Origin of the sequence: Aetokthonos hydrillicola CCALA 1050 (assembly GCF_017591665.1) — a bacterium.
Taxonomy (GTDB): domain Bacteria; phylum Cyanobacteriota; class Cyanobacteriia; order Cyanobacteriales; family Nostocaceae; genus Aetokthonos; species Aetokthonos hydrillicola.
On sequence record NZ_JAAKGC010000004.1, the window covers coordinates 134,388 to 147,333 of the forward strand.

Consider the following 12,946-nt stretch of genomic DNA (forward strand, 5'->3'; position numbering starts at 1 on the left):
TTTTTGTTTGTATTAAGTTTATTTTAGCGCTGTCGCTGTGGGATATTACAGCAATTACCAGATAGTTGTAGGGGCGCAAGGCATTGCGCCCTTACAAACGGTGTGGTTCATTTGGGTAAAAATTGCTGCAATTTGAATGTTTTATTGGGATAAGTAAACACGCAATAGCGAGAGCAATTCCTCAACGTCTACAGGTTTAGCAACGTAATTAGAAGCCCCTGCTGCTAAACACAGTTCGCGATCGCCTGGCATTGCTTTAGCTGTAAGTGCAAAAATTGGCAACAAGGCAAATTGGCTTATCTGGCGAATAGTACGTATGGCTTCGTAGCCGTCCATTCCCGGCATCATGATATCCATGAGTACAACATCAATATCTGGGTTATTTTGTAGCATTACAATACCATCAGCGCCATTCTCGGCATACAGAACTTCCATCTCGTGACGCTCTAGAGTGCTGGTGAGGGCAAAGATGTTACGTATATCGTCGTCCACAATCAAAACTTTTTTACCACTAAGGGAGGGCTCTGTTAGATAGAGCCTTTCTAGCGTCTGTCGCTGCGATTCAGTGAGATTGCTAGAAACTCGATGCAAATACAAAACTGTTTCTGCCAAGAGACGCTCTGGCGATCGCACATTTTTAACAAGACTCGTCTCAGATAGTTGCTTTAAGTGAGTTTCTTCTGCTTGTGTTAGCTCGTGATCGGTATAAAGAATAATAGGTAGAGATCCATGATCTTGCTTTGCAACTTCTTGCTGAATGTCTTCAAGCAGTTTAAATTCGTTGAGATCAGGAAGCGGTAAACTAAGCACAAGGCAATCAAAGTGTTCTGATCTCAGTGCGACAAGTGCATCTGCTCCACTGCTAACTGCAATTGTACTCACATCACTGTTGCCAACTAATTCTACAATCCTATGGCATTGAGCCTCGTCGTGTGCTACTACTAGCAAGTGCTTCACTTGACGCTCAACAAAACCTTTAAGATCTGTAAGAGCCTTAGTCAAAACCTCGTTCTCTACAGGTTTTTGTAGATAGGCAAGCGCTCCTAACTTAAGACCACGCTGCCCCCCTAGCTCCACAGAGACAAGATAAACTGGTATGTGACGCGTCTTAGGGTCGTGCTTTAAGCGATCTAGTACTGTCCAACCATCCATGAGAGGCAAGCGGATGTCCAGCATAATAGCATCCGGCATGAGCTGACGTGCTATAGACAAACCCATACTTCCATTGTGGGCAACTGTGCCATTGAAACCCTGGTGGCGCGACATATCTAAGAGTATTTGTGCAAATCTAGCATCATCTTCCACGATTAGAAGCAGCCGTTTACCTTCTTCATGTGCTGGAGCAGTGTTATTTTCACTACTCACAAAAGTAGTGAAAGAATATTGGGGTGCGATCGTGCTAACCTGCTCAGGTGCTAGCGATACTAAAGCAGTCGTCTCGGGTATAGTTCCATGTCCTGGGGAGGAGTTTTGTGGTAGGTAGAGGGTAAAAGTACTTCCTTGACCTATAGTACTGGCTAGTTGAATTTCTCCACCAAGGAGTTGAGCAATTTCACGACTGATCGACAACCCTAAACCTGTACCACCATATTTACGACTAGTTGTGCCATCAGCTTGTTGAAAGGCTTCAAAAATGATTTTCTGCTTTTCAACAGCAATCCCAATCCCTGTATCACTTACAGCGAAAGCAATAACAGTATTGGCGCGATTAAGTTGCTCGTTTTCAGGATTCCACCCTTGCCTTGCTACAAAGATTCGTAAACGAACCTCGCCAGACTCAGTAAATTTAAAAGCGTTAGCTAGCAAATTTTTCAGCACTTGTTGTAAGCGTTTCACATCAGAATAGAGGGTCAAAGGCAAGTTTCTATCTAATTCGATGGTGAAATTAAGCCCTTTAGTTTGAGCAATTTGACGGAAGTTACCCTCAACATGAGAGGCGACTTCTGTGAACCTGATCTGGCTGAAGTTCACTGACATGGTGCCAGATTCAATCTTGGAAAGGTCAAGAATATCGTTTATTAGTGCTAAAAGATCAGTGCCTGCTGAATAAATTGTACGACCGTATTCAACTTGGCGAGATGTCAAGTTGTTATCAGTATTATCAGCAAACAACTTAGCCAAGAGCAGCAAACTGTTGAGCGGTGTCCGCAGTTCATGAGACATATTAGCTAAAAACTGCGATTTATACTTGGAAGTCAAGGCTAACTGTGCAGCTTTGTCCTCTAGAGACTGGCGAGCAAGTTCAATCTCCTGATTCTTCTGCTCAACTTCCTGATTTTGCTTGGCTAACAACTGAGAGCGTTGTTCCAGTTCATCGTTAGTTTGCCGCAATTGGTCTTGTTGTTGCTTAAGTAATTCTTCTGATGCTTTTAGGGATTGGGCTTGGAGTTCTAAGCGCTGATTAGTTTCTCTAAGTTCATTTTGCTGACTTTGTAGTTCTTCTGCCAAGGATTGTGACTGCTTAAGCAACTCTTCTGTACGCATACTGGCAGCAATTGTATTCAAAACAATCGCAATACTTTCAGTCAGTTGATCGAAAAATGACAGATGAATATCACTAAACTTATGGAAAGAAGCTAATTCAATCACCGCTGTCACTTGACCCTCAAACAACACAGGTAAAACAACAGCGTTTAGTGGGGTAGCTTCCCCAAGACCAGAACTGATTTTAATATAATCTTCTGGTACTTGAGTCAGTAAAATCCTTTCTTTTTCTAAAGCACATTGTCCTACGAGTCCTTCACCTAAATGAAAACGATTAGCAAGATGCTTTCGCTCACGATAAGCATAGGTACTCAAAAGCTTCAAGAGCGGATCTTGATTTTCATTAGATTCCATCAAGAAAAAGACACCGTGTTGTGCTGAAACTAAAGGCGCTAACTCAGATAAAATCAGTTTGGATACAGTTTCCAAGTCTCGCTGCCCCTGTAGCATACGAGTAAACTTTGCTAAGTTCGTTTTCAACCAGTCTTGCTCGGTGTTTTTCTGAGTAGTTTCCCTCAGATTAGCAATCATTTGGTTGATATTGTCTTTCAGTACTGCTACCTCGCCTTGAGCTTCAACGGCTATGGAACGTGTCAAATCTCCGTTAGTGACAGCGATCGCCACTTCTGCGATCGCCCTCACTTGGGTTGTTAAATTCGCCGCCAGTTCGTTAACGTTATCTGTTAAATCTCTCCATGTTCCTGATGCACCAGGAACTCTAGCTTGTCCACCCAACTGACCTTCAATTCCCACTTCACGCGCTACAGTGGTTACTTGTTCAGCAAAAGTTGCTAGAGTGTCGATCATTTCATTGATCGTATCTGCTAAGGTTTGAATTTCTCCTTTTGCCTCTAGCATGAGTTTGCGTTTCAACTCACCTTTTGCAACTGCTGTAACCACCACAGCAATGCCCCGCACTTGTGCCGTCAAGTTACTTGCCATCGAGTTAACATTGTCAGTCAAATCCTTCCAAGTTCCTGCTACGCCCCTAACCTGAGCTTGACCACCCAATTTTCCTTCAGTCCCTACTTCACGTGCTACCCGTGTAACTTCAGATGCAAACGAGCTAAGCTGATCCACCATGACGTTTATGGTGTTTTTCAACTCTAAAATCTCGCCTTTAACATCAACAGTAATTTTCTTCGACAAATCCCCATTTGCAACGGCTTTTGTCACTTCGGCAATATTGCGTACCTGAGCAGTCAAATTACCTGCCATTGAATTGACATTGTCAGTTAGATCCTTCCAAGTTCCGCCTACACCCCTGACAAAAGCTTGGACGCCCAATTTTCCTTCAGTTCCCACCTCTCGTGCTACCCGCGTAACTTCACTAGCAAAAGAGTTAAGCTGATCCACCATCGTATTTATGGTGTTTTTCAGTTCTAAAATCTCGCCCTTAACATCGACAGTAATTTTCTTAGATAGATCTCCATTCGCAACCGCTGTGGTAACTTCTGCAATATTACGCACTTGAGCCGTCAAGCTACCTGCCATGAAGTTCACTGATTCAGTTAGATCTTTCCAGGTACCTGCTACATCTTTGACATCAGCTTGTACACCCAACTTACCTTCACTTCCCACTTCTCTTGCAACTTTAGTCACTTCAGAAGCAAAGGAACTGAGTTGATCTACCATCACATTTATGGTGTTTTTCAACTCCAGAATTTCACCTTTAACGTCAACAGTGATCTTCTTCGACAAATCTCCTTTAGCGATCGCCGTAGCAACCTCTGCAATGTTGCGGACTTGTGCCGTGAGATTCCCAGCCATTAAATTAACATTATCAGTTAAATCCTTCCAAGTCCCTGCTACACCCCTGACTTCTGCTTGGACACCTAACTTTCCTTCTGTCCCAACCTCTCTAGCTACTCGCGTCACCTCAGAAGCAAAGGAATTTAATTGATCCACCATGATATTTATGGTGTTTTTCAGCGCCAAAATCTCACCTTTAACGTCAACGGTGATTTTCTTCGACAAATCTCCTTTAGCAACTGCCGTTGTCACTTCAGCAATATTACGTACTTGGGCTGTTAAATTTCCTGCCATTGAGTTAACGCTGTCAGTTAAGTCTTTCCAAGTACCTGCCACACCCCTGACTTCAGCCTGGACGCCTAATTTCCCTTCGCTACCCACCTCTCTAGCGACTCTCGTCACTTCAGAAGCAAAGGAATTGAGCTGATCCACCATAATATTTATGGTATTTTTCAACTCTAAAATCTCACCTTTCACATCGACAGTAATTTTCTTGGATAGATCCCCATTGGCTACGGCGGTAGTGACTTCAGCAATATTCCGTACTTGGGCAGTCAAGCTACCCGCCATAAAGTTAACTGATTCAGTTAAGTCTTTCCAGGTACCTGCTACACCTCTAACATCTGCTTGACCGCCTAACTTACCTTCAGATCCTACCTCTCTTGCAACCCGTGTTACCTCAGAAGCAAAGGAATTTAGTTGATCCACCATCACGTTTATGGTGTTTTTCAACTCCAAAATTTCGCCTTTAACTTCTACAGTAATTTTCTTCGACAAGTCACCATTAGCGATCGCAGTAGCAACTTCTGCTATATTGCGCACTTGACCTGTAAGGTTCCCTGCCATCATATTCACACTATCGGTGAGATCTTTCCAAGTCCCTGCTACCCCGCGAACATCTGCTTGACCACCTAACTTGCCTTCAGATCCTACCTCTCTTGCGACCCTAGTAACCTCGCTTGCAAAGGAATTTAGTTGATCCACCATCACATTTATGGTGTTTTTCAACTCCAAAATTTCGCCTTTGACTTCTACAGTAATTTTCTTCGACAAGTCACCATTAGCGATCGCAGTAGCAACTTCTGCAATATTGCGCACCTGCCCTGTCAGATTCCCTGCCATCATATTCACACTATCAGTGAGATCTTTCCAGGTGCCTGCCACTCCCTTGACTTCTGCTTGTGCGCCTAGTTTTCCTTCACTTCCCACTTCTCTAGCGACTCGCGTTACTTCCGAAGCAAAGGAATTAAGCTGATCCACCATCGTGTTTATGGTGTTTTTCAGTTCTAAAATCTCGCCTTTAACATCAACAGTGATTTTCTTTGACAGATCACCAGTTGCTACGGCTGTGGTGACAACCGCAATATTACGTACTTGGGCAGTCAAGCTACCCGCCATGAAATTAACACTATCAGTTAAATCTTTCCAGGTGCCAGCAACCCCTTTAACTTCTGCTTGACCCCCTAACTTTCCGTCTTCTCCTACCTCTCTTGCGACTCTCGTCACTTCAGATGCAAAAGAGTTAAGCTGACCCACCATGATATTAACAGTGTTCTTCAGCTCGAGAATCTCACCTTTCACATCGACAGTGATCTGCTTAGACAGATCACCCATTGCCACTGCTGTCGTTACTTCAGCAATATTACGTACTTGGGCTGTTAAATTACCAGCCATTAAGTTAACGTTGTCAGTTAAATCCTTCCAAGTACCTGCTACACCTTTTACTTCTGCTTGAACACCCAACTTTCCTTCTGTGCCTACTTCTCGTGCTACCCGCGTTACTTCAGACGCAAAGGAATTGAGTTGATCCACCATTGTGTTAACAGTGTTCTTAAGATCCAGGATCTCCCCTTTCACATCGACAGTAATTTTCTTGGATAGATCACCATTGGCGATCGCTGTTGCGACTTCCGCAATATTACGTACCTGACCAGTTAGGTTACCGGCCATTAAGTTAACATTGTCAGTTAAATCCTTCCAGGTACCAGCTACCCCTTTCACTTCTGCCTGGACACCCAGCTTTCCCTCTGTGCCTACCTCTCGCGCTACCCGTGTCACCTCAGAAGCAAACGAGCCTAGCTGAGTCACCATTGTATTCACAATTTTGGCTGTTTGCAGAAACTCTCCCTTTAGCGGTCTACCTTCTATTTCCAGAGCGATAGTCTGAGATAAATCCCCATTTGCTACAGAGCGAATGACGCGAGCCGTTTCCGCCGTTGGTTGAACGAGGTCGGTGATCAGGGTATTAACAGAATCAACACAAGCTGACCACGACCCGCTAACATTACCCAGGGAAGCACGTTGGGTTATTTTACCTTCCTTACCTACAACTGTGCTAATCCTGTCTAATTCCGCCGCCATTCTTTCATTGATCTCAATAATATCATTGAGGGTATCGGCAATTTTCCCGGTGATACCAGTCCGATCTATGGGCATACGCACCGAAAAGTTCCCTTTTTTCACCGCTACCAAGGTCTTTAATAGCTGCTGTGGGTCTAGGTAATCTGTATCTTTAGTTAAGTGCGCAGTTGACATTGCTTCATCCAGGGGGCAGTTGTTATTTCGTAATACAGCTTTTACCCCACTCAAAGCATCTATCTGAAGATGGTTGACGGACTATATGGATAAAGATTTTAATACTACCTAAAGCTGATATTGTTGTCGTTTTTGTTCTATTTGACCTGCCCTCCGGGCAGAGGAAGCGGGGGATTATATGGCAAACCCGATACTCCCTGCACTCTGACCAATCGGTTCCACGCAACAACTCCAATTGTCTTTCCCTGCTCCCTGCTCCCTGCTCCCTCTTTTTAACCAACTCGCCTAAGGAAATTCTTTGACCAAATTTTTTCCTCAAATCAAACTGTCGGAGCAAACAAGTTACCAGAAATCCAGAACTCTAGTACTCACAGTTGGCAATTACGCAACTAATAAACGGTTCATCTGCTCTTTTAAAGTGGGTGATACCATAAGTGGCTTATATACTTCACCTTCGTAGGGTTGCCAAACATAACCCGCTCTAAAAGGTCTAAATCTTGATGGTGACGCTATTGCCTGCCAGATTCTATCAGATAAAACCAATCCTGGAAACCGTAAATCAGGAGACTCATTGAGCAATTCGCTGTAGGTTCTAAATTCATCAACCTCTACTCCAACTAATGCATACCGGAAGGACGGAGCTGAGGGTAAATGTAAGTGTTGATATAGCAAAATACCTAACTCCGTCATTAAGTAAGCTGAGTCGGGCGATTCAATGCCAAGCTCACTTATACCGTTAGGACATACTCGACACCACCAGTTAGAGTCAATGTCTTGAAAAATTGTTGTAAAACATTGGGATTGAAAACCATTCGATAGCACCCAGGAAATAGACTTAAAATGGTTAGAGAATCGTTCTGCTGCATCTTGGTCTTGACCACACTCTGCCGATAGACTAAATACCCATGCCATCTGAATTCACCTTTTCCCAATAATCCTGAGTTTTTGCTAAAGCTGCCTCGTACTTTTCTAGGGGCATTGTAGCCCTTGGCATAATACTAACGTGTGTAGCGCTGTCCTGAACTGCCTCTAGGTCTCCAGTGATATGGCAGTCTTCAATCTGCCAGAGGGAATCTTTGCCTATTCCTCCAAAAGCTGCGGGTTTTCGGAAAAGAGGCAATCCTTCGATAGATAAGGATGTGGACATCCCTTTCGTATTTCTGAGCGCCATTTCTACGATCGCTCCTGAATCATTTCGTGACGAAGAAGGGCGTAAATAGCCTTGTTCGTCTAGCCAACCCTTTGGCATGTAAGCTACGTCAATATCAACCCCAGGTCTAATACCCAGAAGACGAGCGCTACGACCTAATTTTGGTTTACCGTTTGACTCTGCCATCCCTCTGTAGTAAAGTCGTGTCATTAGGGTATGTGAGTTTTATCTTGGAGTACTGCTGCGACAACTGCACGATAATATAAGCACATCAGGTTTTTGCTCCCATCAATGATTTGACTCTGAACAAAAAATACAATATCATAGGCAGCATTAACTACCAGATCCCTATCTTCGTTAATTAATTTTGAATTTTGAATTTTGAATTTTGAATTTTTCTTGCAGTGCTTGACGCATAATGTCTACAGGAACAGTGTCGCGTTCCAACCAGATTTTTAATGCCGCTGCGCCTTGTTGAACAAGCATTTCTAGTCCATCTATGGCGATCGCACCAACCCGCCGTGCTTGTTGTAAAAATTTGGTTGGGCTAGGAGTATATATCAAATCGTAGGCGATCGCTCTTGGTGGTAGCTGTGCGATTTCCTCTGCACTTAACGGCGACTCTTCAACTTTAGGATGCATTCCGATGGGGGTTGTATTTACCAACAAGTTTGCTTGTGGAATCAACTTTGGTAACCAATCCCATGTATGGACGTGGAGATTAACTGCTAACGAGGAATTACCCCAACTATCACGAAATTGTTGTAAATTCGACCTCTTGCGCCCAACTACATGAATTTCAGCACAACCTAGCTGACTACACCCTGCAACAACCGCTCGCGCTGCGCCACCATTACCTAAAATCACTGCTACTTTCTGGCTCCAATCTTGGTTATATGTTGTTTGCAAGGGAGAGAGAAATCCTTCTATATCAGTATTTGTTCCTATCCACTTATTATTTTTGTAACTAACAGTATTAACTGCTCCTACAGACTTGGCAATGGGGTCTATTTCTGACAATAAAGGAATTATCGCCTGCTTGTGGGGAATCGTGGCGTTAAACCCTAGAATATTAATGGAAGAAAAACCTTGAATAGCTATTTGTAAATTTTGTGGTTCTATCGGGAACGGAACATAGACATAATCTAGCCCCAACGCACTGAGTGCTGCATTATGCATCACTGGTGACAGCGAATGTTCTACTGGATACCCAATCACTCCTAACAGTTTCGTTTTTCCCGTGATATGCATAATATTAACCCGATATTATCCGAAACTTTGACTTTGTAAGGGCACTTTACAAAATGCTTGTCTCTGTTGTATTTAAAGCTATCTATATTGTTATGCTTTGGAACATATTTCCTTCCTGGTTGATCATTTTCAGCCCCGCTCATCTCCCGTCCTACTCGTGGATTAGTTTGGCTGCTTTCAAGGGAAGCATCCTCAGAAATGTTTAATTGCTGATTGGGATCTAGTCGACCATTCGCTGATCATCAAAAAGCCCGTTTTAGCTAAAGAAGTTTGCTGCTACCCCTAACCATGGTAAAAGCTTGGTGATAATGGGCTGAACTTTCTCCCAGAGATTCGTTCCTGCTTCAACAGTTTCATTTGTGTCTTTGAGGGCTTTCATAGCTTTCTGCAAATTCTTTGCGACAAAGTCTTTATCAGGTTCTTTTTCCTGTACCTCTTCTTTTGCAGATTCTATATGCTTGAGTGATTTTTTGATTTGCGTCTCCGGTAGCCCTGAGATGCCAAACAGTTCTTCAATTTGGCTAATTAATTGAACTAAGTCCTCTTGCGTCAGTAGCTTTTCAGATTCAGCTTGGTTGAGATGCTGATTTTGGGTCGCCTTCAAATCGCGACCAGCTTGACCTGCAATTTGAGCATTGGAGAGTTGTCCTCCACTAATGGTAAAAGACTGGGGCGACTTTTCTTCTGACATGGCTGCTTTCTCTGATAAGGTTAATGGTTACTGTATACAAACGAGCCTTAAAAAAGTTCCAAATCGTCCTTGGAATTTAGAATTTCATGAAACTTATGCTTCGAAACTATACAGTAAAATCATTTTTAATGTAACATATACACTAAAAAAGTTACCATACTCTATCCCAACATCAGCACAGAGCGTTAATGATGTGTTTGGCAATATACCTATAGGATATACAGTGATGACAGAGGAAAAATCTTCCCAATCGTTAAGCATTAGCGACAGTAACCTGTCTCATAGTCAAATCGGAGGGATTGCTGAAGGAAACTTGAATGTTACCCAAACGAATACAGTTAATAATCACCATACAACTATTAATCTTGGGCAAGACCAAAGCCAACGTACTGTTCCTACTGCAAAGTCCTTAACCCAGCTAGGACCAACAGCTGGATTTCCTTGCTATGCAGATCCCGAATATGCAGTAATGTATAATCATGCCAGATACAGAAAGTTTATATATGCCCTAGAGTGTCAATTGAAACTTCATCTTTTGATGAATGTGCATATTCTTATACCAGGAGGATATTTCTTTGATAATCCTGGTCTTTGGAATCTTATTACTGTCTCCGAAGGTCTGAAAACTGTTTTGCTTTCTTCTCCTCATTCTTTAGAAAACAATAAGACAACTCTTGTGATTGCTAAGCATGAAAAAACACAAGGAATTAATGATGAAACAGAACTAGATGCTATATTTCGGACATGGTTTGCTGGAAGCGATGGAAAACGCATTAACAATCCCTCGTGTTTAAGGACGGCATGGATTGATCGTATTAATAATGATCAAGTAGATTTGGTACTCAGTAATCTTCGACAAGAATCAAAATCGATAACAATTTCTAATTATGCAAATTCACTTTCTTTAAATGCATTAACAGAAGCTTTACCTTCAATAAGTTTTATGTTTGAAAAAGCGTCATCGATAAAAACACCATCAAGTAGACACACTAGATTCTTTGAAGAAGTAAAAAGTATATTAGACAAAGATGTTGATTTTGAAGGTAGAAAAGAGTTAGTTAATTTTTTGGATCAAATTGAAAATAAAAAAATTAGCAGAAGCGAAATACAAAAATTTGTTCCATCTGCCTGGAATTCAATAAAAAATAATCTTATTGCTGTTCGACAATCTTGTTATTTTGATAATTATGAAGGTTACGGTCAAATATCAGTATTGCCTAATACTGGAGTAAATATATCTAATCAGAAAATAATAGAATTATGGAAAGAACTGGACATTTGGCTGAGTATAAGTCCTGTTAATGATATTAAGAAATGGGCTGTGGCAATTGATAAACTAAGTTTTGAAGAAATACTAGAAATAAGAAAACATCAAGGTTTTATGGCTAGTCTTAGAAAACTCTATCTTACTTACACTTTAAGTAAAGAAGAACAGCTAGATGCATTTTTATCTATATTAAGAGATGAATGGGCTCCACAACTTATTGATGCTACGCAACAAGTGACTAAATATCGTAAGAGAGAAGACAGGGTAATTATTAAGCGTTCTATCAAAGATATCAGTGAGAAAATCCCTTCTATCTTGAGTGATGGAGCTTCGATAATATCGAACAATAGTATTTCTATACCGACTTATACTAGGTCTCAGGAAATTATTAGATCTATCGCACATCAAATATTAATTTCACTCCAAAGACTAGAATTAGCTAAACAATCAATTATAAGATGTGTTAGAAAGCCACTGGATTAATTTAATCGACCTTATTTTAAGTTTATTTACCTGCACCTAGGTTATTATGATTTAGTGTACTAATCTACCAGTGTAGTAAATACGTCCATTTATTGCGTGTTATTTTTCAATGGAAATAATAGATCTATGTATAATAGGTGCTGGAGAAGTTGTTCGTGAGCGATATTCACTTGGTCTGGCGGCAACTAGAAACTTATCAAGATTTAGAGTTAGTTGGATTTATGACATCCTTCCAGTAAGTGAAGTTTCACTTACACTGCAAAAGTTTCCTAGTGCAGTATACACGCAGATACCTCGATCAGTTTCCGAAGCAGTACATCTGATAATTCAGGAAGTTCCCCCAAGTGCAGTAGTTATAATTGCTACGCCTGTGCAGTTCCATATTCCCTATGCCATTCAGATGCTAGGTAAATTTCGTCTTATTGCGGTTGAAAAACCTCTAACAAACTCACAGGAAGAGTATGCAATTTTTGAATCCTTAACAGATCAAATAAATCAATCGTATTTCCTTCTTTCTTACTACCTGATTGAGAAAGCACTCCCATACCTTATCTTCTGCTGTCCTGATTTTCATGTAAAGCCCTACATAGACTTGATAGAGCCTATAATTGAACCTGAGTTGCTTAGTGAATTACACAAGGAACTTGGCTTACCCCAGAAATTGGTGGCTTGTATCTTGGAAAGTGTTGGGTTTGCAGGTTCTTTAGATAATAGGAGTTGGGTACTTACACCTGAAGCAGGGGGAAATACTTGGGAAACATTATTTCACTTAACCTGTCTTGTTTCTGTTGGTTTTAAGAATGCCTCACGAAGATTTACTATTTTGCAAAGTTACAGAGGAGTCGTTAATGAAATCTCATCCATGTTTAATAATCAACTTCCCCAAGACACAGCTAATCTCGTACATCTTAAAACTGATGAGATCTCAGCTATTATTTTTGCTGCTAAGTACCTACACTCTAAATCTCATCAGCGTTGGCTAAAATTGGAATGTCAGGGAGGAGAAATGGTGATAGATTTCTCAAGTACTGTACTGACTGTCGAAACAAAGAGTTACAAAATTCAGTACCAGCTATCTGATCCTACTCCTTACGCTACCCAATTTTTCATTTTGAGTGAAATGCTAGAAAATTCTGCCATACCTTTTCCTCAAAAAGTATACACAGAAGGATTTATGCTTAATGCTCAGATATATGAGTTCAGTCAACGCTTCCGTCCTGAACTTTACGAAAAAGGTTTAAGTGCTAAAGTTTTAGCCAATTCCCTTGGTGCAGACAACAATCTAGGATTTTTGTGGGAGACACCTTATAATCTCCCAAGAATTAAAGCATAG

Annotated in this window: 7 protein-coding genes; 2 read left to right on the forward strand and 5 right to left on the reverse strand. The window is 41.4% G+C overall.

Features of this window, described 5'->3' with window-relative positions:
• Nucleotides 1-141 precede the first annotated feature (141 nt).
• The 5 genes from G4P69_RS03480 to G4P69_RS03500 all read right to left on the reverse strand — a co-directional run bounded on the left by G4P69_RS03480 (nucleotide 142) and on the right by G4P69_RS03500 (nucleotide 9,863).
• A complete protein-coding gene (locus G4P69_RS03480) occupies nucleotides 142-6,771 on the reverse strand; it encodes a HAMP domain-containing protein (protein ID WP_208341458.1) in 6,630 nt (2,209 codons plus the stop codon).
• 381 nt (nucleotides 6,772-7,152) lie between these two features.
• Nucleotides 7,153-7,683 (reverse strand): hypothetical protein, encoded by a 531-nt coding sequence (locus tag G4P69_RS03485; RefSeq protein ID WP_208341459.1) that lies wholly within the window; start codon nucleotides 7,681-7,683, stop codon nucleotides 7,153-7,155.
• Nucleotides 7,667-8,131 carry a Tse2 family ADP-ribosyltransferase toxin gene (locus tag G4P69_RS03490; RefSeq protein WP_208341460.1) on the reverse strand — a complete coding sequence of 155 codons (465 nt, stop codon included), beginning with the start codon at nucleotides 8,129-8,131 and terminating at the stop codon, nucleotides 7,667-7,669. The genes G4P69_RS03485 and G4P69_RS03490 overlap by 17 nt, the downstream gene beginning before the upstream one ends.
• A 147-nt stretch (nucleotides 8,132-8,278) precedes the next feature.
• Complete coding sequence (locus G4P69_RS03495; RefSeq protein ID WP_208341461.1) at nucleotides 8,279-9,172, reverse strand: shikimate dehydrogenase; 894 nt, start codon at nucleotides 9,170-9,172, stop codon at nucleotides 8,279-8,281.
• Between the two features lie 256 nt (nucleotides 9,173-9,428).
• The gene (locus G4P69_RS03500; RefSeq protein ID WP_208341462.1) at nucleotides 9,429-9,863 is read right to left on the reverse strand and encodes a hypothetical protein; all 435 of its coding nucleotides are present in this window, start codon (nucleotides 9,861-9,863) and stop codon (nucleotides 9,429-9,431) included.
• On the opposite strand from G4P69_RS03500, the gene G4P69_RS03505 reads away from it, so the two are divergent.
• Entirely contained in the window at nucleotides 9,862-11,613 is a 1,752-nt protein-coding gene (locus tag G4P69_RS03505; protein ID WP_208348493.1) for a hypothetical protein, read from the forward strand. The genes G4P69_RS03500 and G4P69_RS03505 overlap by 2 nt on opposite strands.
• 109 nt (nucleotides 11,614-11,722) lie before the next feature.
• Nucleotides 11,723-12,946: a Gfo/Idh/MocA family oxidoreductase gene (locus G4P69_RS03510; protein ID WP_208341464.1), complete on the forward strand. Its 1,224-nt coding sequence runs from the start codon at nucleotides 11,723-11,725 to the stop codon at nucleotides 12,944-12,946.

What these genes read in the sequence shown, in the direction of transcription:
- G4P69_RS03480 (WP_208341458.1), bottom strand. Translation starts at nt 6,771, where the DNA reads ATGTCAACTGCGCACTTAACTAAAGATACAGATTACCTAGACCCACAG.
- G4P69_RS03485 (WP_208341459.1), bottom strand. Translation starts at nt 7,683, where the DNA reads ATGGCATGGGTATTTAGTCTATCGGCAGAGTGTGGTCAAGACCAAGAT.
- G4P69_RS03490 (WP_208341460.1), bottom strand. Translation starts at nt 8,131, where the DNA reads ATGACACGACTTTACTACAGAGGGATGGCAGAGTCAAACGGTAAACCA.
- G4P69_RS03495 (WP_208341461.1), bottom strand. Translation starts at nt 9,172, where the DNA reads ATGCATATCACGGGAAAAACGAAACTGTTAGGAGTGATTGGGTATCCA.
- G4P69_RS03505 (WP_208348493.1), top strand. Translation starts at nt 9,862, where the DNA reads ATGGCTGCTTTCTCTGATAAGGTTAATGGTTACTGTATACAAACGAGC.
- G4P69_RS03500 (WP_208341462.1), bottom strand. Translation starts at nt 9,863, where the DNA reads ATGTCAGAAGAAAAGTCGCCCCAGTCTTTTACCATTAGTGGAGGACAA.
- G4P69_RS03510 (WP_208341464.1), top strand. Translation starts at nt 11,723, where the DNA reads ATGGAAATAATAGATCTATGTATAATAGGTGCTGGAGAAGTTGTTCGT.